Annotated in this window: 8 protein-coding genes; all 8 read left to right on the top strand. The window is 71.1% G+C overall.

Features of this window, described 5'->3' with window-relative positions:
- Window positions 1-76 precede the first annotated feature (76 nt).
- The 8 genes from OG788_RS08130 (at window position 77) to OG788_RS08095 (ending at window position 24,998) form a co-directional block, all read left to right on the top strand.
- On the top strand, window positions 77-4,939 hold the full coding sequence (locus tag OG788_RS08130) for an amino acid adenylation domain-containing protein (protein WP_406369784.1): 4,863 nt from the start codon (window positions 77-79) through the stop codon (window positions 4,937-4,939).
- A gap of 83 nt (window positions 4,940-5,022) precedes the next feature.
- On the top strand, window positions 5,023-5,949 hold the full coding sequence (locus tag OG788_RS08125; RefSeq protein WP_356759490.1) for an ornithine carbamoyltransferase: 927 nt from the start codon (window positions 5,023-5,025) through the stop codon (window positions 5,947-5,949).
- Entirely contained in the window at window positions 5,946-7,283 is a 1,338-nt protein-coding gene (locus OG788_RS08120; protein ID WP_406369782.1) for an MFS transporter, read from the top strand. Before OG788_RS08125 ends, OG788_RS08120 begins: the two co-directional genes overlap by 4 nt.
- On the top strand, window positions 7,276-8,046 hold the full coding sequence (locus tag OG788_RS08115; protein WP_406369780.1) for an ABC transporter ATP-binding protein: 771 nt from the start codon (window positions 7,276-7,278) through the stop codon (window positions 8,044-8,046). Before OG788_RS08120 ends, OG788_RS08115 begins: the two co-directional genes overlap by 8 nt.
- Window positions 8,046-10,535 (top strand): FtsX-like permease family protein, encoded by a 2,490-nt coding sequence (locus OG788_RS08110; protein ID WP_406369778.1) that lies wholly within the window; start codon window positions 8,046-8,048, stop codon window positions 10,533-10,535. The genes OG788_RS08115 and OG788_RS08110 overlap by 1 nt, the downstream gene beginning before the upstream one ends.
- Window positions 10,536-10,781: 246 nt before the next feature.
- Window positions 10,782-10,997, top strand: coding sequence for an MbtH family protein (locus OG788_RS08105; protein WP_406369777.1), 216 nt, complete (start codon window positions 10,782-10,784; stop codon window positions 10,995-10,997).
- 85 nt (window positions 10,998-11,082) lie between these two features.
- Complete coding sequence (locus OG788_RS08100) at window positions 11,083-22,014, top strand: amino acid adenylation domain-containing protein (protein WP_406369775.1); 10,932 nt, start codon at window positions 11,083-11,085, stop codon at window positions 22,012-22,014.
- The gene (locus OG788_RS08095; RefSeq protein ID WP_406369773.1) at window positions 22,011-24,998 is read left to right on the top strand and encodes a non-ribosomal peptide synthetase; all 2,988 of its coding nucleotides are present in this window, start codon (window positions 22,011-22,013) and stop codon (window positions 24,996-24,998) included. The genes OG788_RS08100 and OG788_RS08095 overlap by 4 nt, the downstream gene beginning before the upstream one ends.
- Window positions 24,999-25,022: the final 24 nt, after the last annotated feature.

Below are 25,022 nucleotides of genomic sequence, written 5' to 3'. Positions count from 1 at the left end.
CGCCTCCGCCGTACGGGCCCCTGCCGTGCAGGGCCGCCGCACCGCCGCACGTGCGTTCACCTTCCCTGGAGAAGAGATGACTGTCCCGCTGCACGAACTCATCGCCCATCAGGCCGTGTCGACCCCGCTCGCCGTCGCGGTCGACGGCGCCCAGGGGCCGCTGAGCTACGAAGCGCTCGACCGGCGCGCCAACCGCGTCGCACGGCTGCTCGCGGCCCGTGGCATCGGCGCCGAGGACCGGGTCGTCGTCTGCCTGCCGCGCGGTCACGACCTGGTCGCGACCCTGTTGGGTGTCTGGAAGGCGGGCGCGGCCTATGTGCCGCTGGACGCCGGGCATCCGCAGGAACGTACGGCCTGGGTCGTCGCGGACAGCGGTGCGGGCGCCGTGGTCACGACCGCGGCCGATGCCGGGACGTTCGAAAAGCTCCTGCCCGGTGGCGTGGTGACCCTGGACTCCGAGATCTTCGACGAACTCCCGGACACAGCACTCCCGTTGAAGGTGACCGCGGACCACGCCGCCTACCTCACCTACACATCGGGCTCGACCGGCCGCCCCAAGGGCGTGCTCGTGCAGCACGGCGGCATCGCGGGGCGCGTCGCCTGGTCGCTGGACAACCAGGGGCTGACGGCGACGGACCGGGTGCTCCAGAAGACCGTGCTGACCTTCGACGCCGCCGGCTGGGAGCTGTTCACCCCGCTCGCCGCGGGTGCCACCGTCGTCATGGCGCCGCCGGGGGCCGAAGCCGACCCGGCGCTGCTCGTGGCGACGGTCGCCGACGCGGGGGTGACCGTCCTCCAGGGCGTGCCGTCCGTGCTGCGGCTCCTGGTCGCCGAGCCCCGCTGGGCGGACTGCGCGGACCTGCGCATGGTGTGCTCGGCCGGCGAGCCCCTGGACGCCGAACTGTGCCGCCGCCTCGCGGAACCCGGCGGCGCCCGGGTCTGGAACACCTATGGGCCCACCGAGTGCTCCATCGACGTCACCGCCCAGCTCTTCGACCCCGAGCGGCACACCGAGGCGGTCCCCATCGGACGCCCGATGGACCACATGCGGGTGTACGTCCTCGACGCCGAGTTCGACCCGGTGCCGATCGGCGTCGTGGGGGAGCTGTACGCGGCGGGCGACGGCACGGCGCGCGGCTACGCGGGCCGCCCGGGACAGACCGCCGAGCGCTTCCTGCCCGACCCGCACGGCACCCCCGGCGGCCGGATGTACCGCACCGGGGACCTGGTGCGCTGGCGTTCCGACGGCGCCCTGGACTTCCTCGGCCGCGCAGACCAGCAGGTCAAGGTCAACGGCGTCCGGATCGAACCGGCCGAGGTCGAGGCCGCGTTGAACGCCCACCCGGACGTACGGGGCGCGGTCGTCGACGCCCGGGTCGCGGGCGAGACCAAGAGGCTCGTCGCCTATGTGACGACCGGGCGCCGCATACCCAGGGACGAACTGCGCACCTTCCTGCGCGGCCGACTGCCAGAGCCGATGATCCCCTCGGTGTTCGTGCCGCTGGACGCCTTCCCGCTGACCAGCAGCGGAAAGGTGGACCGCGGAGCCCTGCCCGACCCGGTCCAGGAGCAGGCACGCGACGCCGAGTACGTCGCCCCGCGCACACCCGCCGAACGGCTCGTCGCCCAGGTGTGGGAGCAGCTTCTCCAGATCGAACAGGTAGGCGCGCACGACGACTTCTTCGCCCTCGGCGGCTCCTCCCTCGTCCTCACCCGGCTCGCGGACGCCCTGCGCAAGGCGTCCGGCGACGACATTCAACTCCGCGGCCTGTTCGGCGCGTTCACCGTCGAGGCGCAGGCGAGGCTCCTGGAGGACGCACGGCCCGCGGTGCCCGGTGTGACCCCGGTCGGCCGGGACCGGCCGCTGCCGCTCTCCTTCGGGCAGCACCGGCTGTGGTTCCTGGACCGGATGCACCCGGGCAGCCCCGAGTGGGTGGCACCCTTCTTCCTCCGGCTGCCGGCGGGTACCACCCGCGACGCCGTGCAGGCCGCGCTCGACGCCCTGGAGGCCCGCCACGAGTCCCTGCGCACCCGCTATTCGGTCGAGGGTGAGGAACCCCGTCAGGTGGTCGTCGCCCCGGGGACGGTCGAACTGCGCGTCGAGGACGCCTCGGAAGCGCACCTGGAGCGGCTGTTCGGCGAGCAGTTCGCCCGCGGCTTCGACCTCACCGACGGCCCGCTGTGGCGGGCGCTGCTGGTCCGGGTGCCCAAGGGCGGCCCGGTCCTGTTGGTGACGACCCATCACATCGCCACGGACGGCTGGTCCACCGTCCTCCTCGACCGCGAACTGCGCGAGCTGTGCGCCGCGGCGCGCGAGGACCGTTCACCCCGGCTCGATGAACTCCCGCTGCAGTACGCCGACTTCGCGGCCTGGCAGTCGGAACACGCCGACGACATCGCGTCGTCGCGGGAACTGGACCACTGGAAGCAGGCCCTCGACGGCCTGCCCGAACTCCGGCTCCCCACCGACCGGCCCCGGCCCGCCCGGCGTGACGCGCACGGCTCCGGCGTCCGCTTCTCCGTGCCGGCCTCGCTCGCCGACGCCCTCACCGGCATCGGACGCCGGCACGGCGCCACCCCCTATGTGACCCTGCTCGCCGCCTTCGGCGCGCTGCTCGGCCGCTACAGCGGCCAGGACGACTTCGGCATCGGCAGCCCGGTCACCGGCCGCACCCGCCCCGAGACCCAGAACACCGTCGGCTTCTTCCTCAACTCCCTGGTGATGCGCTGCGACCTGACCGGCGACCCGACGTTCGCCGAACTCCTCCAGCGCGTCCGCGGCACGGTCATGGCCGGCTTCGCCCACCAGGAGCTGCCCTTCGAGCGCCTGGTGGACGAACTCCAGCCCACCCGTGACCTCTCCCGCACCCCGCTCTATCAGGTCGCCTTCGACCTCCAGGACGACGGCGCCACCTCCGTGGCCGCCGACGACGTCCTCATGGACGCCTTCCAGGGCGCCTGGCGTGTGGCCAAGACCGACCTGACCCTCTTCGTCTGGCGCCAGTCCGACGGCTCCCTGATCGGCGCCTTCGAATACGCCACCTCGCTCTTCGACCACGACACCGTCGAGCGCCTCGCCCACCACTTCGTGCAACTCCTCGAAGCCGTCGCGGCGAACGCGGACACCTCCCTGTCCGCCGTCGACATCACCTCCGTCCAGGAACGCCGACTCCTCAAGGCCTGGAACGACACGGTGGTGTCGGTGCGTGGGGTGTCGGTGCCGGAGTTGATCGCGGAGCGTGCGGTGGTGTCGCCGGGTGCGGTGGCGGTGGAGGCGGGGGGTGTTCGTCTGACTTTCGGGGAGCTGGAGGTGCGGGCGAACCGGCTTGCGGGTGTGCTGCGTTCGCGTGGTGTGGGTGCGGAGTCCTCGGTGGCGGTGTTGCTGGATCGTTCGGTGGATCTGGTGGTGGCGTTGCTGGGGGTGTGGCGGGCGGGTGCGGGATATGTGCCGCTGGATCCCGCGCTTCCGCAGGAGCGGATCGCCGGGATGTTGGTGGATGCGGGTGTGTCGGTGGCGGTGACGTCGGCCGGTTATGCGGATCGGTTCGTGGTGGATGTGGTCCGTGCGGACGTGGATCACCCGGAGACGTCTGTTCCGTTGCCGTCGGTGGATCTGGATGGTCTGGCGTACACGATCTTTACGTCGGGTTCGACGGGTCGGCCGAAGGGTGTGCAGGTCACGCATCGGGGTCTGGTGAATCATGTGGACTGGGCGGTGCGGGAGTTGGCGTCGTGTGGTTCGGGTGGTGCGCCGGTGTTCTCGTCGGTGGCGTTCGATCTGGTGGTGCCGAATGTGTGGGCGCCGTTGGTGGCCGGTCAGCGGGTGTGGCTGCATGACGGTGAGCTGACCGACCTCGGTGAGGCGTTGGCGGGGGCGGGTCCGTTCTCGTTCCTGAAGCTGACGCCTGGGCATTTGGAGGTGCTCGGTGGGCAGTTGTCGGATGAGCAGATTGGTGCGTTGACGACGCGGATCGTGGTGGCGGGTGAGGCGTTGCCGGGTGCTCTGGTGGAGCGTTGGCGGCGGTTGCTCGGTGACGGTCGGGTGGTCAACGAGTACGGTCCGACCGAGGCGACCGTCGGTACGTGTGTCTTCCCGATCGAGACGGCGTACGAGGGTGTGGTTCCCATCGGCCGGCCCCTGCCCAATGTCCATATGCGTGTCCTGGACGCCGAACTGCGTCCTGTGCCGGTGGGCGTGGTGGGGGAGTTGTACGTGGGCGGCTCCGGGGTGGCCCGTGGCTACACCGGTGATGCTGTGCGGACGGCTCAGCGGTTCCTGCCCGACGTCTACGGCGAGGCCGGCTCGCGGCTCTATCGGACCGGGGATCTGGCGCGGTGGCGTGCGGACGGTGCGGTGGAGTTCCTGGGCCGGATCGACGACCAGGTGAAGGTGCGTGGTTACCGGATCGAACTCGGTGAGATTCGGGCCGCGTTGACCGCGCATCCGGCGGTGTCCGACGCGGCGGTCATCGTGACCGAGGATCAGCGTCTGGTCGCGTATGTCGTCGGTGAGTTGGACGGGTTGCGCGAGGCGGTCGCGGGTGTGCTGCCCGAGTACATGATCCCGTCCCTGTTCGTGGAGCTGGAGAAGATCCCGCTGACCGCGAACGGCAAGCTCGACCGGCGTGCTCTGCCCGACCCGGAGACCGGCGCCACCACCGACGCGTACATCGCGCCGCGCAGCGAGACCGAGGAGAGCATCGCGGGAATCTGGGGCCAGGTCCTGGGCCTGGACAAGGTGGGCGTCGAGGACAACTTCTTCGACCTCGGCGGCCACTCCATTCTCGCCGTCCGCCTGATCTCCCGGCTCCAGGCCGAGTACGACCTCGATCTCCCGGTACGGGTGGCCTTCGAGCGGCCCACCGTGGCGCAGCTCGCCGTGGAGATCGAGGACCGGGTGCGGGCCGAGATCGACGCGCTCCTCACCGAAGCGCCCTGAGCCTCCCCGCCCCGGCGGCCGGCCATGGCCGATCGCTCCCGCGCCGCCCCGCCATCAGCCCACGAGAAGGGACCCCCATCGTCATGGGATCCGTGCGACACCTCATCTCCATCACCGACCTGACCGACGACGAGCTGCGCGGGATAGTGGCGCGAGGCGTCGCGTTCGCCTCCGGAGAGCGGGCCAGGACCATGGACGGCGCCGTCGTCGGCGTCTACTTCCGCCGTACGTCGACCCGGACCCGTACGGCGTTCACCGCCGGTGCGCTGCGGCTCGGCGCGCAGACCGTGACGTTCGGGCCCGCCGACCTCCAGACCAACACCGGCGAGACCAGTGAGGACACCGGTCGGGTGTTCGCCGGGATGCTGGACCTGCTGGTGGCCAGGACCGCCGACGCCACCGAGGAACTGCGGACGTGGGCGGCGGCCGGGGACATGTCGGTGGTCAACGCCATGAGCGCCGAGGAGCACCCCACGCAGGGGCTCACCGATCTGACCACGCTGCAACGGCACTTCGGGCGGGTGGACGGCATCCGGCTGCTGTACGTCGGCGAGGGCAACAACAGCGCCGCCGCCCTGGCGCTGGCCCTCACCCGCTTTCCCGGCACCGAACTGGAACTGCGCACACCGCCCGGCTACGGAGTCGCGACCGACGTGCTCGCCCGGGCCACGGAGCAGGCCGCGCGAAGCGGCGCGAAGATCGTGGAGCGGCACGACATGAGCGCGCTGCCCGCCGATCTCGACGCCGTGTACACCACCCGCTGGCAGACCACCGGGACCAGCAAGCCCACCGAGGACTGGCGGGAGGTCTTCGCCCCGTTCCAGGTCACGCGTGCCCTGTGGGAGGGCAGCCCGAAGGCCGTGTTCCTGCACGACCTGCCCGCCCACCGCGGCGAGGAGGTCACCGCCGAGGTCCTCGACGGGCCGACGAGCATCGCCTTCACCCAGGCCACGCACAAGCTGCACAGCGCGATGGCTGTCCTGGAGTGGTGCTGGGCGGGCAGTCGATGAGCACGGAAGTCCAGGTGCGGGACGGCGGCGAGGAGAAGCCGCCTCCGCTGCGCAGCAACGTACGCTTCCGGTTGCTGTGGGGGGGATCCGCGCTCTCGGTCATGGCGGAGCGCTCCTCCACCATGGCCTTCACCCTGCTCGTCCTGTGGCACACCGGGTCGAAGAGCGCCGCCGGACTGGTCGGCTTCAGCGCCCTGTTGCCCATGCTGGTCATGCAGTTGCCGGCCGGTGTGCTGGTGGACCGCTGGGACAGGCGGCGGGTGATGCTCTTCTGTGTGGCGGGCCGGGCGCTGGCCATCGGATCGGTCGCGGTGTCGCTCGTCGGGGACGACGTGCGCGTCTGGCACATCGCCCTGGTCGCCTTCGTCCAGGGCAGCCTCACCGTCTTCTACCAGTTGTCCGAACGCGCGGCGGTACGCGGTGTCGTACCACCGCAGCAGGTGTCGACCGCGATGGCACAGAACGAAGCGCGGTCCCGGGCCGTGAACTTCGTCGGACACCCGGCGAGCGGTGTGCTCTTCGGCCTGTCGGCGTGGGTACCGTTCCTGTCCAGCACCGGCCTCTATCTGCTGTCCCTGCTGACCCTCACCCGGCTGAGGATCCCGAAGCGGCAGTCCGGCGGAGCGGGCAAGAGCGCCCGGGGGATGCGTGAGGAGATCTCCAGTGGACTGCGCTGGGTGTGGGAGCGCGCCTACTTCCGCTCGGCGCTGCTCGTCATCGCGGGGAGCAACCTGGTCTTCCAGGGGCTCATTCTCACGGTCGCCGTGCTCGTCAGGGAGCAGGGCAGACCGGCGAGCACGGTCGGTCTGATCATGGCGGCCGGAAGCATCGGCGGACTCCTCGGGGCCTTCAGCGGAGGGTGGCTGACCAGGCGGCTGCCGATGCGGCGCGTCATGATCTACGCCCATGTCGCCTGGGCTCTGATCATGCCCGGAACGGTATTTCTGCTTCATCCGGTGACACTTGGGATTCTCTTCTTCATAACGTCGCATATAGGAGCGGCTGTTACCGTCTGCGGCATGTCCCATCAGGTGCGCATCACACCCGACGCCATGCAGGGGAGGGTCGGCAGCGTCGTCATGCTCCTGGTTTCGGGGGCGAGTTCGATCGGCGCGCTCGGAACCGGCTATCTCCTCGAAGGTGTCGGCACGCGCGGGACACTGGCCATCGCATCCGGAGTGATGGCCCTGCTCGCCGTGGTGGCGACCGTCGTGTTCACCCGCCGAGGGGCGGAGCTCGAAGACCGGAGCGCCCAGGACGAGGCGTCCGGACATCAGCGGGAGCTGACGGCCGGTCCCCCCACCACCATGACGCTACGGAGAATCGATGAATGACGCAGTGCGGCTGGAGTCGCTCAGCAAGACCTATGGCTCGGGCAGCGGCGCGGTCAGCGCGTTGCGCGACGTGGGCCTGTCCTTCCCGCGCGGCAGTTTCACCGCCGTCATGGGGCCCTCGGGATCGGGCAAGTCCACACTGCTGCAGTGTGCCGCCGGGCTCGACCGGCCCACGTCCGGGCGGGTGTTCATCGACGGTACGGACATCGGCGGCCTGAACGAGACCCGACTGACGGAATTCCGCCGGGAGTCCACCGGCTTCGTCTTTCAGGCGTTCAACCTGTTGCCCTCGCTGACAGCGGCGCAGAACGTCGGTCTGCCGCTGCGGCTGGCCGGCCGCAAACCCGGTCGCCAGACCGTGCTGAAGGCCCTTGCCCAGGTCGGCCTCGAGGATCAGGCCGCCAAGCGTCCCAGCCAGCTCTCCGGCGGTCAGCAGCAGCGGGTCGCGGTGGCCCGCGCGCTGGTCACGCGCCCGGCCGTGCTCTTCGCGGACGAGCCGACCGGCGCGCTCGACATCACGACCGGCCGCGAACTGCTGGAAGTCTTACGGAAGCTGGTGGGCACCCCGGTGACGGGGGAGCGGAGTGTCGACGACCCCGAGCCCGACCAGCCGACCACGATCGTGATGGTCACGCACGACCCGAACGTGGCCGCCTACGCGGACCGCGTGGTCTTCCTCGCCGACGGCGCGCTGGTCGGCGAGCTGAAGGACCCCACGGCCGAGGCGGTCGCCGCCCGCATGACCGATCTGGCGGTGTCGTAGTGCTCGGCATCGCCTTCCAGACGCTCCGGGCGCGCTGGGTGTCCTTCCTCGGCACCATCGTGGCCCTCGTGCTCGGCGTGGCACAGGTCGCCGCGATGGGCATCCTGCTGATGACCATGCTCGACCTGCCCGACCGGCCGCCGGAGCGGTTCTCCCAGGCCTCCGCCGTCGTGCTGCCCACCGACCCCGACTGGGACCCCGCCCACCACGACCTCGGTGTCCGCTCGCTGCCCGAGGCCGAAGGCGTCTCCCCGGACCTGCTCGACCGCGTCCGGGCCACCGGCGAGACCGTCGTCGACCGGGCCTTCTACGCACAGCTCCACGACGGCCCGCGCAATCAGGTCGGCCATCCCTGGGCGGTCGCCCGGTTCGGCGGCTACAAGCTGACGAGCGGCTCGCAGCCGTCGGGCGACCGCGAGATCGTCGTACCCTCCGACCAGGCGCACACCGGCGACAAAGTGACGGTCATGACCGCCGCCGGCGTCTCCCCCTACACGGTGTCCGGCACGGTCGCCCCCGTCGGCTGGGAGAACGCGGTGTTCTTCGGCGACGCCGAGGCGGCCCGGATCTCCCCGCGCATCCAGGCGCTGGTGGCGCTCGCCCCGCCCGCCCAGGTGCGCGAGGCCGTCGGCAAGGACGCCGAAGTGCTCACCGGCAGCGACCGGCACAAGGCCGACGCCAGCGAGGCGGAGGACCGCGAGACCCTCGACAACACCATCACGCTGGTCCCGGTGATGGCGTCCGTCGCGGGCACCACCTCCGTGTTCGTCGTCGCGTCCACGTTCGCCTTCGCCGTCATCCAGCGCCGCCGCGAGGTCGCCCTGCTGCGCACCGTCGGCGCCACGCCCAAGCAGGTCCGCCGCATGATCCGCGGCGAGGCCCTGCTCGTCGGCACCCTGGCCTCCGCGCTCGGCGCGGCCCTCGGCCTGTACGGGGCCCAGCTGCTCACCGACATGCTCATCGACCTCGACATCTCACCGCCCTGGTTCCAGGTGCGAACGTCGCTGCACTGGACGGTTACCGCCCCGCTGGCCGGCGCGTTCCTCGTGGGAGTGCTGGTCGCGCTCTGCGGAGCCGCCACCGCCGCGTACCGCGCCGGACGGGTGCGGCCCGTCGAGGCGCTGCGCGAGGCCGCCGTCGACGACTCCGGGATGACCCCGTCGCGGCTGCTGATCGGCGCCCTCGGCATCGGAGCGGGCGTCGGCCTGGCCGCGTGGATCGCGGTCGGCAAACCGGCCACCATCCTCTCGCCCAACACCTACGTCACCGAACTCCTCGTCCCCGTCCTGGCCGCCGCCGTCATCGCCCCCCTGGCGATCGGCCCGCTGGCCCGGCTGCTGATGTGGCCGTTCCGCAACACGGCGGGACCCACCGCGATGCTCGTGCGCGAGAGCGTGCTCAGCTCACGACGCCGCACCGCCGCCACCGCGGCACCCATCCTGCTCACCGTCGGACTCGCCCTGTCGCTGCTCGCCGCCACCGACTCGCTCGGCGCGGCCCGCGACCACGGCCTGCGCAACCAGATCGCCTCCCCGTACGCCCTCGCCCCCGACGGCACCCCGGGCATCAGCCCCGAAGTCGTCGACAGGGTCAGGAAGATCGACGGCGTACAGATCGCGGCACCGCTCCTGACCACGGTCTACACCCGCGACGAGGACCGCTACGACGAGAACGACGGCATGGTCGTGGACACGTCCGTGCTCAAGTCGACGATGGACCTGACCATCACCCAGGGCTCCCTGGACAAGCTCGACGACAACAGCATCGCCGCCCCCGACCTGTGGGGCTGGGACGCCGGCACCTCGCAGAAGATCCTGCTCGGCGACGGCTCCGAAGCGACGCTGAAGGTCGCGGCGGTCTACAAGGCCATGCGTGGCGAGGACGTCGCCTACCTCCCGCAGCGCTTCGCCGCCTCGGCGGCGTACGCCCGGGACGGACTGGCCCGGCGCGCCTACATCAACCTGGAACCCGGCACGGACAAGGCCGCCGCGACCGCGGCGATCACCCGAGCCGTCCGGGGCAGCGGGGCACACTTCCTGACCCGGGCCGAACTGGTCGCCTCGGAAGCCGCCTACGCCCGCCATCTCATCGAGGTGCGGCAGCGCTCCACGGCCGTGATCGTCGTGCTGTTCTGCTTCATCGCGATCCTGAACACCCTCCTCATGGCGACCGCCGACCGCCGCCGCGACCTGGCGGTCCTGCGCCTGGCCGGAGCCACGCCCCGACAGGTCGTACGGTTCTTCGTCGCCGAATCCCTGCTGGTGGCCGCGATCGGTGTCGTCCTCGCCCTGATCGCGTCCGCCCTCAACATCGCCGCCCTGTGGGCGGCACTGCTCCAGCTCTTCGGTACGACCCCGATCGTGGCGCCCTGGCTCGTGGTCGTCGGCATCGCCGCCGTCTCCACGGTCCTCGCCGTCATCGGCACGGTGCTGCCGGTCACGGCGGCACTGCGCTCCCGGATCGTCCAGCTCGTGGGCGCCCGGGAGTAGCCCCGGCCGGTGGTGCTCGCGCGGCGCGCGAGCACCCGTCCCGAAAGACCGCGCGCGGCCTGGTCCCTCCCCCCGTGGGGACCGGGTCGCGCGCTTCGTCGTGCCCGGCGCGACACCCGCAATCCCCTTCGCCCGTACGACAGTTCGCGTAGAGGCCCGGTATAGGCCCCCACCGGAAGCTGACGGCGGATCCGGAATCGCCTTCCGGTCCGCTGTCCGAACAGACATCCGAGAGGGAGAGCCGACATGGCTGACGAGCAGACCGACGACCGCGTGTACCGGGTGGTCCTCAACGACGAGGAGCAGTACTCCATCTGGGCCGCGGACCGGGACCTGCCCGCGGGCTGGCACGCGGAAGGAACCGAGGGGACCCGGCAGGAGTGCCTGGACCGCATCGAGGAGGTCTGGACGGACCTGCGCCCGGCCGGCCTGCGCCGCCGCATGGCGCAGGCGTCCGCCTGACCCGCGCACTCCGCAGAGCCAGGCACACGCACACAGCACCACGGCCGGAAACAGAGAAGCACACGGTGGGGGAGGAGCGCTCAGCATGAGCACGGGCGAAGTACGTACGGGCCAGGAAGCCAGGGACCAGCGCGAGGAACTGGTGCGCGCCCGGCTCGCCGGCGCCCGCCGGGGGCGGCGCGCCGCACTGCGGCGGGCCGACCGGGACGGCCCGCTGGCCCTCTCCCACGGCCAGCAGCAGATGTGGTTCCTCAGCCGTCTCGACCCGGACAGCTGGGAGTACAGCGTCCCGGTCGTGCTGCGGCTGAGGGGACCGCTCGACACCGACGTGCTGCGCCGCGCCTTCGAGGCACTGCGGTCCCGCCACGAGATCCTCCGCACCCGCTACCGCCTCGACGGCGCGGAACCGGTCCAACTCATCGACGCTCCCGGCCCGTTCGACCTGCCCGTCGATGACCTGACCGGACTCGCCGACGGTCCGGAGCGGGAGCGGCGGGCACTGGCCCTTGCCGAGGCCGAGCCCGGCCGCCCGTTCGACCTGGAGCACGGCGGCCCCCTGCGCGCCCGGCTGATCCGCGTCGCGGACGAGGACCACATCCTCGCGGTCGTCCTGCACCACGTGGCCTGCGACGAATGGTCCGTCGGGCTGCTCCTCGGCGAACTCGGCGCCCTGTACGAAGCGTTCGGCGCGGGCCGGCCCGACCCGCTCGCCCCCGTGGACTTCCAGTACGCCGACTACGCGGCCTGGCAGCGCTCCCGTCTCGCCGACGGCACGCTCGACACCCACGTCACCTACTGGCGCGAGCAGTTGCGGGGCATCACCCCGCTGGAGGTGCCCACCGACCGGCCCCGCCCCGCCACCCGCAGCTGGGCGGGCGACGCCGTACCGGTCACCCTGCCCGCCCCCCTCGCCGAACGGCTCCGCGCCCTCGGCTCGGCGCACGGCGCCACCCTCTTCACCACTCTGCTCACCGGATACCAGGCCCTGCTGTCCCGCTACACCGGACGCGACGACATCCCCGTGGGCACCGTCGTCTCCGGCCGCGGCCGCCCGGAACTCGAGCAGCTCGTCGGCTACGCCGTCAACACCCTTGTCCTGCGCGGCCGCTGGCAGGGCGACCCGTCGTTCCGTGCCCTGCTCGACGGCACCCGCGACACCGTCCTGGACGCCTTCGACCATCAGGAGTACCCCTTCGCCCGGCTGGTCGACGAGCTCCAGCCCGAACGCGACATGTCCCGCACCCCCCTGTGCCAGGTCGCCTTCACCCTGCACCAGGAACGCACCGCGGGATTCCGGCTCCCCGGCGTGGCCGCCGAACCGCTGCGCGCCCCCTCCCGCGTCTCCCGTTTCGACCTCACCCTCCAGCTCGGCGAGCGCGCCGACGGCTCCGTCCACGGCACGCTGGAGTACAGCACCGCGCTCTACGACCGGGCCACCGCCGAACGGCTCGCCCGCCACTACGTACGCCTGCTGGAATCCGCCGCGGCCGACCCGGACCGCGCGCTCTCCCTGCTCGACCTGCTCGACGACACGGACCTGGCCGTCCTCGTCCCCGAACCGCGTCTCTTCCCGGACCCGGACCGCTGCCTCCACCAGGTCTTCGAGGAACGGGCCGCCGCCACCCCGGACGCCACCGCCGTCGTCTGCGGCGGACAACGGCTCAGCTACGCCGAACTCAACGCCCGCGCCAACCGGCTCGCCCACCATCTGCGCGAACTCGGCTCGGGACCAGGATCGTTGGTCGGCGTCAGCCTCGACCGCGGACCCGACCTCCTGCCCACCCTGATCGGCGTCCTCAAATCCGGCGCCGCCTACCTCCCGCTCGACCCCGAGCACCCGGCGGAGCGCCTCGCGAGCACCCTCCAGGACGCCGGCGCCCGCATCGTCGTCACCGACGACACCCACGCCGCCCACCTCGCCGCCGCCCACGACGGCCACCTGGTGAACCTCGACGGCGAGCGCGAGAGCGCCGCCCTCGCCGCGGCTCCCACCACCGCCCCGGCCGTGGACGTCCGACCCGACGACCTGATCTACACCATCTACACCTCGGGCTCCACCGGCCGGCCCAAGGGCGTCGGACTCACCCACGCGAACGTGCTCCGCCTCTTCACCATCACCGAGGAGCACTACGGCTTCGACGAACACGACGTCTGGACGCTCTTCCACTCGTACGCCTTCGACATGTCCGTCTGGGAGATGTGGGGCGCCCTGCTGTACGGGGGCCGTCTCGTGGTCGTACCGCCCGACATCGCGCGTTCCCCCGAGGACTTCCTGCGCCTGCTCGCCGACGAGCGCGTCACCGTCCTCAACCAGACCCCCTCCGGCTTCCGAGGCCTGGTGGCGCTGGCCGGCGACGGCCACCCGCTGATCGACGAACTCGCCCTGCGCGTGGTCACGTTCGGCGGCGAACGCCTCGACATGCCCGCCCTGCGCCCGTGGGTCGCGCGCCGCGCCCTCGACCGTACGGCCCTCATCAACATGTACGGCATCACCGAGACCACCGTGCACACCACCTACCACCCGGTCACCGAAACCGACCTGGACGCCGACCACGGAAACGACATCGGCGTCCCGCTCCACGACCTTCAGGTGCAACTGCACGGGCCGCACGGCGAGTTGGTGCCCATCGGTGTCCCCGGCGAGATCCACGTCGGCGGACCCGGAGTCGCCCGCATGTACCTCGGCCGCCCCCGCCTCACCGCCGAACGGTTCATACCCGACCCGTACGGCCCGCCCGGCACCCGTCTCTACCGCAGCGGCGACCTCGCCCGCCGTCGCCCCGACGGCGGCCTCGACTACCTCGGCCGCATCGACCACCAGGTCAAGATCCGCGGCCACCGCATCGAACTCGGCGAGATCAAGGCCGCGTTGAGCGCCCACCCGCTCGTCCGTGACGCCGTCGTCGTCGCCCGCGAGGACACCCCCGGCGACAAGCGGCTCGTCGCCTACGTCGTCCCCGCCGGCGAGGCCGTCGCCGCGCCCAGTGAACTACGGGCCCTGCTCGGCCGCACGCTGCCCGCCTACATGATCCCCACCGCGTTCCTCGCGCTCGGCAGGATCCCGCTCACCGTCAACGGCAAACTCGACCAAGCCGCCCTGCCCGCCCCCGACCGCGACGCGCTCGCCGTCGGGCGCACCCAGGTCGCCCCGCGCACCGCCGCCGAGGAGCGGATGACCGACCTCTGGCGCGAGGTCCTGGGCGTCGACCGCGTCGGCGTCACGGACAGCTTCTTCGACCTCGGCGGCGACTCGCTGCGGGCCGTGGCCCTGGCCGCAGCCCTGCGCGAGGCCGACCACGACGTCACGGTCCGCGACGTCTTCGCGCACCGCACCCCGGCCGACCTGGTCGAATACCTCACCGGCCGCCCGGCCCCGGCTCGCCCCGAGCCCGGCGTGACCCCCTTCGAGCTGCTCGCCGACGAGGACCGGGAGCGCCTGCCCGAAGGCGTCGTGGACGCCTATCCGCTCGCCCAGGTACAGCTCGGCATGGTCGTGGAGATGCTCGCCGACGACGGCCGCAACCACTACCACAACTCGACCTGCTTCCGGATCCTCGACCAGGGCACCTTCTCCGCCGAGGCACTCCAACAGGCCGTACGGGTCGTCATCGGCCGCCACGAGATCCTGCGCACCTCCTTCGCCCTGGACGGCTACTCGGTACCGCTGCAACTCGTCCACGACCCGGCACGGGTCGACACCATCGTCCGCACCCGGGATCTGACGTCCCTCGACGCCGCGGCGGCCGAACGCTCCCTGCGCGCCTTCATGACAGAGGAGCGCGCCGAACTCTTCGACCTCACCCGTGCCCCGCTGATCCGCTTCACCGCGCACACCCGCGACGACGGCGGCTGGTGGCTCACCCTCACCGAATGCCACGCCGTGCTGGAGGGCTGGAGCCATCACTCCCTCCTCATGGAACTCGTCAGCGCCTACCGGGCCCTGCGCGACGAACAGCCGCTCCAGGAGCCGGAACCCGCCGCCGTGCGCTACGCCGACTTCGTGGCCGCCGAGCTCAGGTCCCTCGACTCCGAGGAGGACCGCGCCTACTGGCACGGCATCGTGGAGAGCCACCCCAAGTTCGTCCCGCCGGCCGGATGGGGCGACGACCCGCTCACCACCCCGCGCGGTCTGCACCGCGCCTGGGTCCCCTACCACGACCTCGAAGCAGGGCTCCGCGCCCTGGCCTCCGAGGCCCAGGTCCCGATCAAGAGCGTGCTCCACGCCGCACACCTCAAGGTGATGAGCCGCCTCACCCCCGACGAGACCTTCCGCACCGGCCTGGTCACCAACGCCCGTCCCGAGGCCGTCGGCGCCGATCGCGTCCACGGCGTCTACCTCAACCCCCTCCCCTTCGCCTTCCGGCGCGGTGCCCGCACCTGGCGCGACCTCGTCCGCCAGGTCTTCGACCAGGAGATCGAGGTCTGGCCGCACCGCCGCTATCCGCTCGGTGCCATGCAGCGCGAGTTCGGCGCCACGGAACGCCTCGTCGACGTCCGCTTCAGCTATCAGAACTTCCGGCAGGTCGACCAGGACGTCATCGACTACGCCGCCACCATCGACGACAGCCCCACCGAGTTCCCTCTCGGCGTCTCCACCCGCGCCGGCTTCATCGTGATCACCGCCAACCGCCACATCATCGGCCGCACCGGCGTCGACCGACTGGCCTCGATGTACCGCACCGTCCTCGAAGACATGGCCACGAACGCCGACGGGGACGCCGAACAAGCGATCCTGCCCGGCGGTGAGCGTGAGTTGGTGCTCTCCGCTTGGAACGACACGGTGGTGTCGGTGCGTGGGGTGTCGGTGCCGGAGTTGATCGCGGAGCGTGCGGTGGTGTCGCCGGGTGCGGTGGCGGTGGAGGCGGGGGGTGTTCGTCTGACTTTCGGGGAGCTGGAGGTGCGGGCGAACCGGCTTGCGGGTGTGCTGCGTTCGCGTGGTGTGGGTGCGGAGTCCTCGGTGGCGGTGTTGCTGGATCGTTCGGTGGATCTGGTGGTGGCGTTGCTGGGGGTGTGGCGGGCGGGTGCGGGATATGTGCCGCTGGATCCCGCGCTTCCGCGGGAGCGGATCGCCGGGATGTTGGTGGATGCGGGTGTGTCGGTGGCGGTGACGTCGGCCGGTTATGCGGATCGGTTCGTGGTGGATGTGGTCCGTGCGGACGTGGATCACCCGGAGACGTCTGTTCCGTTGCCGTCGGTGGATCTGGATGGTCTGGCGTACACGATCTTTACGTCGGGTTCGACGGGTCGGCCGAAGGGTGTGCAGGTCACGCATCGGGGTCTGGTGAATCATGTGGACTGGGCGGTGCGGGAGTTGGCGTCGTGTGGTTCGGGTGGTGCGCCGGTGTTCTCGTCGGTGGCGTTCGATCTGGTGGTGCCGAATGTGTGGGCGCCGTTGGCAGCTGGTCAGCGGGTGTGGCTGTACGGCGGTGAGCTGACCGAGCTGGGGCGGGCACTTGCCGAGGCGGGTCCGTTCTCGTTCCTGAAGCTGACGCCTGGGCATTTGGAGGTGCTCGGTGGGCAGTTGTCGGATGAGCAGATTGGTGCGTTGACGACGCGGATCGTGGTGGCGGGTGAGTCGTTGCCGGGTGCTCTGGTGGAGCGTTGGCGGCGGTTGCTCGGTGACGGTCGGGTGGTCAACGAGTACGGTCCGACCGAGGCGACCGTCGGCACCTGCGTCTTCCCGATCGAGGAAGCCCATGACGGTGTCGTCCCCATCGGCCGGCCCCTGCCCAACATGACCATGCGCATTCTGGATTCACGTCAACTGCCGCTTCCGGTCGGTGTTGTCGGTGAGTTGTACGTCGGTGGTGCTGGTGTGGCCCGTGGCTACACCGGCGATGCCGGGCGGACGGCTCAGCGGTTCCTGCCCGACCCCTACGGCGAGGCCGGCTCGCGGCTCTATCGGACCGGGGATCTGGCGCGGTGGCGTGCGGACGGTGCGGTGGAGTTCCTGGGCCGGATCGACGACCAGGTGAAGGTGCGTGGTTACCGGATCGAACTCGGGGAGATCCGGGCCGCGTTGACAGCTCACCCGGCGGTGTCCGACGCGGCCGTGATCGTGACCGAGGACCAGCGTCTGGTCGCGTATGTCGTCGGTGAGTTGGACGGGTTGCGCGAGGCGGTCGCGGGTGTGCTGCCCGAGTACATGATCCCGTCCCTGTTCGTGGAGCTGGAGAAGATCCCGCTGACCGCGAACGGCAAGCTCGACCGGCGTGCTCTGCCCGACCCGGAGACCGGCGCCGCCACCGACGCGTACATCGCGCCGCGCAGCGAGACCGAGGAGAGCATCGCGGGAATCTGGGGCCAGGTCCTGGGCCTGGACAAGGTGGGCGTCGAGGACAACTTCTTCGACCTCGGCGGCCACTCCATCAAGGCGATCGCCCTCGTCGGAGCCTTGCGGGCCCAGGGTTTCGAGGCATCCGTCGGCGACGTGTTCCGGCACAGGACCGTGGCCGGACTCGCGGCAGCGCTCGGCACGCCCGCCGGCACCCCCGAGGAAGCGCCCCCTGTCGTGGCCCCCTTCTCACTGCTGTCCGAGGTTGACCGGGCCGGCCTCCCTGAGGGACTGGCGGACGCCTTCCCGCTCGCGCAGGTGCAACTCGGCATGCTGGTGGAGATGCTGGCCGACGACGGCCTGAACAAGTACCACAACACCACGACGTTCCGGATCAGGGACGGCAGGGCCTTCGACCCGAGCGCGCTGGAACAGGCCGCTCGGGCCCTGGTGGAGCGCCACGAGATGCTGCGCGCGTCCTTCGCTCTGGAGGGCTACTCGTTGCCGCTCCAGCTGATCCACCCCACCGCGGAGATCCCGGTCACCGTGCACGACCTACGGGGCCAGGACGAGGAGAGCCAACTGGCCACCCGGCGCGAGCACATCGCCTCCGAACGCGCGGCCACGTTCGATCTCGAACGTCCGCCCCTGCTGAGGATCTCCGCGCTGGTGGAGTCCGACGAGGCATGGTGGCTCTCGGTCAGCGTCTGCCACCCGATCACCGAGGGGTGGAGTCACCGCTCCCTGCTGAGCGAGATCGTCGAGAACTATCTGCGCGTGCGCGGCGGCGGGACGCTGCCCACGCCCGAGCCGCCCGCCGTCCGCTACGCGGACTTCGTCGCGGCCGAGCGTGCCTCCCTGGAGTCGGACGACGACCGGTCCTACTGGCGCGGTGTGATCGAGGGCCACGCCAAGTTCGAGCTGCCGAGTGGTTGGAGCGGTGACCTCACGCCGGGCGGCGCGGCGCACACGGTCCGCGTTCCGCTGGCCGACCTCGCGCCGGCGTTGCGTGCCGCCGCGAGCGACACCGGCACCTCGCTCAAGGCCGTGCTGCACTCGGCGCACCTGAAGGTGATGAGCCTGCTCACCCCGGAGGGGTCCTTCCACACCGGGCTGGTGTGCAGCGGTCGCCCCGAGATCCTGGGTGCCGAGCGCGTCTACGGCATGTATCTCAACACCGTGCCGTTCGCCTTCCGGAGCGGCGCCCGCACCTGGCGCGAACTCGTGCGTCAGGTCTACGACCAGGAAGCCGCCCTCTGGCCCCACCGCCGCTATCCGATGCCGGTGATGCAGCGCGAACTGGCCGACGGCACGCGTCTGTTGGACGTCCGCTTCAGCTATCTCGACCTCAAGGACGCCCAGGCCGCATCCGACATCGTCGACGCGGACTCCGGCATGGGCGAGGGCGCCACGGAGTTCGGCCTCGCCATCGCGGCCCGCGCGAGCGGACTGCTCCTCACGGCCGACCCCGGCCGACTGGCCCCGGACGCCGTGGACCGACTCGCCTCGATGTACCGCACCGTCCTGGAGGCGATGGCCCAGGACGTCGACGGCGACGCGGAGTCCACGTACCTGCCCGGCGGTGAGCGTGAGTTGGTGCTCTCCGCTTGGAACGACACGGTGGTGTCGGTGCGTGGGGTGTCGGTGCCGGAGTTGATCGCGGAGCGTGCGGTGGTGTCGCCGGGTGCGGTGGCGGTGGAGGCGGGGGGTGTTCGTCTGACTTTCGGGGAGCTGGAGGTGCGGGCGAACCGGCTTGCGGGTGTGCTGCGTTCGCGTGGTGTGGGTGCGGAGTCCTCGGTGGCGGTGTTGCTGGATCGTTCGGTGGATCTGGTGGTGGCGTTGCTGGGGGTGTGGCGGGCGGGTGCGGGATATGTGCCGCTGGATCCCGCGCTTCCGCGGGAGCGGATCGCCGGGATGTTGGTGGATGCGGGTGTGTCGGTGGCGGTGACGTCGGCCGGTTATGCGGATCGGTTCGTGGTGGATGTGGTCCGTGCGGACGTGGATCACCCGGAGACGTCTGTTCCGTTGCCGTCGGTGGATCTGGATGGTCTGGCGTACACGATCTTTACGTCGGGTTCGACGGGTCGGCCGAAGGGTGTGCAGGTCACGCATCGGGGTCTGGTGAATCATGTGGACTGGGCGGTGCGGGAGTTGGCGTCGTGTGGTTCGGGTGGTGCGCCGGTGTTCTCGTCGGTGGCGTTCGATCTGGTGGTGCCGAATGTGTGGGCGCCGTTGGCAGCTGGTCAGCGGGTGTGGCTGTACGGCGGTGAGCTGACCGAGCTGGGGCGGGCACTTGCCGAGGCGGGTCCGTTCTCGTTCCTGAAGCTGACGCCTGGGCATTTGGAGGTGCTCGGTGGGCAGTTGTCGGATGAGCAGATTGGTGCGTTGACGACGCGGATCGTGGTGGCGGGTGAGTCGTTGCCGGGTGCTCTGGTGGAGCGTTGGCGGCGGTTGCTCGGTGACGGTCGGGTGGTCAACGAGTACGGTCCGACCGAGGCGACCGTCGGTACGTGTGTCTTCCCGATCGAGACGGCGTACGAGGGTGTGGTTCCCATCGGCCGGCCCCTGCCCAATGTCCATATGCGTGTCCTGGACGCCGAACTGCGTCCTGTGCCGGTGGGCGTGGTGGGGGAGTTGTACGTGGGCGGCTCCGGGGTGGCCCGTGGCTACACCGGTGATGCTGTGCGGACGGCTCAGCGGTTCCTGCCCGACGTCTACGGCGAGGCCGGCTCGCGGCTCTATCGGACCGGGGATCTGGCGCGGTGGCGTGCGGACGGTGCGGTGGAGTTCCTGGGCCGGATCGACGACCAGGTGAAGGTGCGTGGTTACCGGATCGAACTCGGGGAGATCCGGGCCGCGTTGACAGCTCACCCGGCGGTGTCCGACGCGGCGGTCATCGTGACCCAGGACCAGCGCCTGGTCGCCTACGTCGTCGGGGGTGACCCGGAGGACTTGAGGGAGTGGCTGGGCGGCACGCTTCCGGAATACATGGTCCCGTCCGCGTTCGTGGAGCTGGACCGGATCCCGCTGACCGCGAACGGCAAGCTCGACCGGCGTGCTCTCCCTGACCCGGAGGCCATCGCCACGGACACGTACATCGCGCCGCGGAGCGAGACCGAGGGGACGATCGCCGAGGTCTGGGGACGGGTCCTGGGCCTGGACAAGGTCGGAGTGGAGGACAACTTCTTCGACCTCGGCGGCCACTCCATCAAGGCGATCGCCCTGGTGGGCGCCCTGCGCGCCGAGGGCTTCGAGGCGGCGGTCAGCGATGTGTTCCGGCACAGGACCGTGGCCGGACTCGCGGCAGCGCTCGGCGCGCCGGCCGGCACGCCGGGAGGGGCTCCCGCCGCCGTGGAGCGCTTCGCCCTGATCCCCGCTCGGGTGCGGGACACGCTGCCCGAGGACGTCGTCGACGCCTACCCGCTCTCGCAGGTGCAGCTCGGGATGGTGCTCGAAATGCTCGCCGACGACGGCCTGAACAAGTACCACAACAGCTCGACCTTCCGGATCAAGGACGGGCGCCCCTTCGACCGGGACGCGCTCGCGCGTGCCGCGCGTACGGTCGTCGGCCGGCACGAGATGCTGCGGACCTCCATCGAGTTGGAGGACTTCGAGGTGCCGTTGCAACTGGTCCACGCCGCGGCCGAGGCGCCCGTGGTCGTACGCGATCTGCGGGGCGGCACGGCCGAGGAGTTCGAGGAGGCACGCCGCCGGCACATCGCCCAGGAGCGCCGTGACCTGTTCGATCTCAAGAGGGCGCCGCTGCTGAGGATTTCCGCGCTCGTCGAGTCGGACGAGGCCTGGCACCTCGGATTCACCCACTGCCACGCCATCACGGAGGGCTGGAGCCAGCAGTCCCTTCTGATGGAAGTGCTCGGCCTCTACCAGGCCTACGGGAAGGGAGAAGAGCCCGCGGAGCCGGAGCCCGTGGCCGTACGGTACGCCGACTTCATCGCGGCCGAACTCGCCTCCTTGGAGTCCGGGGCGGACCGCGCGTACTGGCAGCGGATCGTCGACGAGCACCATCCGTGGAGCCTGCCGGCCGACTGGGGCGACGAACCCGGCACGCCGCGTGAGGACTTCAAGCTGTCGGTCGAGTTCCGCGACATCGAACCCGGGCTGCGCGCGCTGGCGGCCGAGACGGAGACCTCGTTCAAGGCCGTGCTGCTGGCCGCGCATCTGAAGGTGCTCAGCACCCTCACCCATGAAGAGGCCTTCCAGACGGGTGTGTTGTACAGCGCGCGGCCCGAGGTTCCGGGCGTGGAGCGGGTGTACGGCATGTACCTCAACACGCTGCCGTTCGCCCACCGGCGGGGCGCCCGCACCTGGGGCGAGCTCGTTCGCCAGGTCTTCGACCGCGAGGCCGAGGTGTACGAACGCCGACGCCATCCGCTGCCTGCCGTGCAGCGACTCGCGGGCGGCCGACGGCTGTTCGACGTCATGTTCCGCTACCAGGACTTCCACCAGGTCGACACCGGAACGGTCGACGTGACGGCCGGCGCCGGAGACAGCTCGAACGAGTTCACGCTCTCCCTCGCCAATGTGCCGGGGCGGCTCGTCCTGCGGGCGGTCAGCACCGGGCTGAACCGGTCCAACGCCGAGCGGCTCGCCGGAATGTACCGGGTCGTGCTCGAAGCCATGGCCGCGGGCCAGGGCGGCGACGCTCAGGTGACGGTCGTCCCGGAGGCGGAGCGCGCACAGATCCTTGAGGACTGGAACGACACCGAGGTGGAGTGGGAATGAGCAATCCGCGACAAGGACCACGCCGCGTGCACCAGGTGTTCGCGGACACCGCCGCCGACCGCCCGGACACCGTGGCCGTCGAGGCGGTGGACGGAACCCTGACGTACGGCGAACTCGACCGGCAGGCCAACCGTGTCGCCCACCGGCTGCGGGCTGCGGGCGTCGGGCCCGAGTCCGTGGTGGGCGTGCTGCTGCGCCGCCGTCGGGGCCTGCTGCCCGTGCTCCTCGGCATCTGGAAGGCCGGCGGCTCCCACCTCCCGCTGGACCCGGCACTCCCGCGCGAACGCCTCGTCTACATGCTCGGCGCGGCGGGCGCCCGGCTCGTGGTGACCGAGACGGACCTGGCGGAGCGCGTGGGGGCCGACCAAGTCCGGCCGCGACCAGACTCATCGCGCCCCGACGCCCCGCGTGTAGATCGCCCGCGGTCAGATCACCCGCGTGCGGATCACCCGCGTTTCATCGAGCCGAGGCCCGTCGAGCGGGGTCACGTCGAGCCGGGGTCCGACGGGCCGGGGCCGGCCGTCTCCGGCCGCTTCGACGGCGTTCTCCTGGATCTGGACCAGGAACGGGAGGTGATCGCCGGACAGCCGGACACGGCACCCGAGTCGGCCCTCGGGGCGGCCGACGGACCACTGGACAGTCTGCAACACAGCCTCGCCTACACCCTCTTCACCTCCGGCTCGACCGGACGCCCCAAAGGCGTGCAGATCGCCCACCGTTCGCTCCTGAATCTCCTCTTCTCGATGCGGGAGCGCTTCCGGTCCGGACCCGATCACATCTGGCTGGCGGCGACTTCGCTGTCGTTCGACATCTCCGCGGCCGAGCTGTACCTGCCGCTGATCACCGGTGGCAGGATCGTGCTCGCCGGTGACGAGCAGACGGGCGACTCCGGGGCGCTGCTGGAGCTGATCGACGGCCGGGGTGTCACTCATGTGCAGGCCACCCCCGCGGGCTGGAAGCTGCTGCGGGCCGCCGGGTTCGAGCACCGGGCCGTCACCGCCATCACCACGGGCGAGGCGTGTCCGCCGCCCCTGGCACGGGAGTTGCACGGGCAGGTGGATCGGCTCGTCGACCTGTACGGGCCGACCGAGACGACCATCTGGGCCACCGGATGGGAGGTCGAGGCCGGAGTGGCCACGGTGCCGATCGGCCGCCCGATCCACAACATGCGCGCCTATGTGCTCGACACGGCGCTCCAGCCCGTCCCGGTGGGCGTGGTCGGCGAACTGTATGTGGGCGGCGCCGGGGTGGCCCGCGGCTATGTGGGACGGCCCGCGCTGACCGCCGAGCGGTTCCTGCCGGAGCCGTTCGGTGGGGCGCCGGGCTCGCGCATGTACCGGACCGGTGACCTGGCGCGTTATCGCGCGGACGGTGAACTGGAGTACCTGGGCCGCGAGGACCACCAGGTGAAGATCCGCGGTTACCGCATCGAACTCGGGGAGATCGAGGAGCGGTTGCTGCGCCGGGACGGTGTGCGGGACGCCGTCGTCGTGGTCCGTGAGGACCCCGGCGGGGAGAAGTGGCTGGCGGCGTACGTGGCGGTCGACCCCGCCTCGGCCACGGACCAGGAGACGCTGCGCGCCGGCCTGACGGCGGAACTCCCGTCGTACATGGTGCCCGCGGCGTTCGTCCTGCTCGACGAGCTCCCGCTGAACGCGGCCGGCAAGATCGACCGCAAGGCGCTCCCGGCCCCCGGCCGTTCGGCGTTGGTCTCCGACGGGGCGTATGTCGCGCCGCGCACCCCGACCGAACAGCGCATGGCGGACGTCTGCGCCGAGGTGCTGGGCGTGCCGGACGTGGGTGTCCGCGACCGGCTGGCCGATCTCGGAGCCGATTCCATGCGGATCGTCCATGTTCTCGCGGCCGCCCGCCGAGCGGGGCTCGCCCTCACCCTGCGCATGCTTCTCGACAACGGAACGATCGAGGACCTCGCGACGGCCCTCGAAGAGACGAGAACGACCAGGGGAGAGACACCGACGATGACGACCGGCGCCGGCAGTGGCCCCTCCTCGGCCGAGATCGAACGGGTCATGGCAGAGCACCGGATCCCGGGCGCGGCCGTCGCGCTGCTGCGCGACGGCGAACCCGTGGGCGTGCACGCCCACGGAGTCCGCTCGACCGGGACGGGCGCTCCGGTCACCCTGCGCACCCGATTCCAGGCCGGTTCCATCAGCAAGCACATCTCGGCCTACGCCGTGCTGCGCCTCGTCGACCGCGGCGCGCTCGACCTCGACGGGGACCTGGACGGCGTCCTCATCAGCCGTACGCTGCCGAAGGCGCCCGGCGGGCGGCCCGTGACGCTGCGCCAGTGTCTGTCCAACACCTCGGGCCTCGCGGGCGCTCAGGCCACCTGGTGGCGTCCCGACGAGGTGATGCCGGACCTCTCCGGCATCCTGGACCAGGTCCGTGCGGAACACGAGCCCGGCTCCCTGTTCCGTAAGGACGGTGCCCAGTGGGCGGTGGTCGAGCAGGTCGTGGCCGATGTCACGGGCCAGGGCTTCGACAAGGCCGTCCAGGAGCTGGTCTTCGAGCCGCTGGGTATGCGAGACAGCGCCTTCGGGGCACCCGGCGGCGCGGACGCGGCGACGGGACACGACCAGCACGGGCGTGAACTCGCCGGCGGCCACCGGGTACGCCCGGTGCGGGCGGGCAGCGGTCTGTGGTCCACCCCCGCCGACCTGGCCGTCTTCGCGGGGGCCCTGCGGCGCGCGCACCGAGGCCTGTGCGACCTGTTGTCCGCACGCCTCGCGGGCGTCATGCTCACCGAGGCCTTTCCCGGCAGCTTCTACGGATTGGGCGCCGTGATCGACGGCACGCAGGGTGAGCCCGAATTCGGCCACGGCGGCCAGACCGCCGGATTCCGCGCGCTCTCCTCGGTGCGGCTGCGGTCCGGCACCGGCCTCGTCGTGATGACGAACTCGGACAACGGCAAGGAGGTCCACCGGGCCGTCGCCGCCGCTCTCGGAAGGATCATCTCCGCCTAGGCCTGTCCGGCCGATCCCGGCGGA

The sequence above is a fragment of the Streptomyces sp. NBC_00647 genome, from assembly GCF_045207245.1.
GTDB lineage: Bacteria > Actinomycetota > Actinomycetes > Streptomycetales > Streptomycetaceae > Streptomyces.
Note: the sequence above shows the minus strand (reverse complement) of the source record. Positions and strands in the feature narration are given on the sequence as shown.